Genomic DNA, 286 nt, shown 5'->3' with positions numbered 1-286 from the left:
CGTCTGTGATTTCTGATCGGCAAAGACATGCTCGACACGCGACCGGATCACCGACTTCCCAGCGTTGGACCGCTGGATGTGGCGTGGCATAGGCTTGAGATGCGGCTTTTTCCTGTGGATTTTCGAGCGATACGCCGTGTCTGCCCAGACGCCTGAGGCCGTATTGGCTTTATCCAACAGCCCCTCTCTTAATCGCGCACCATCACTGGCGGCGGCATCCGTCGCTTTCCATTTTCGGATGAACCGGAACTTCCGGTCGATGGAGACGTGGGATTTGTAGCCAAAG

At 56.6% G+C, this 286-nt stretch carries 1 pseudogene; it reads right to left on the bottom strand.

What is annotated here, in order from left to right:
- A pseudogene (locus ACWNRM_RS15215) lies at window positions 1-286 on the bottom strand (IS5/IS1182 family transposase); the annotation flags it as partial.

This window comes from Asaia sp. A2, from assembly GCF_057319415.1.
This window is presented reverse-complemented; position numbering and strand designations above follow the sequence as displayed.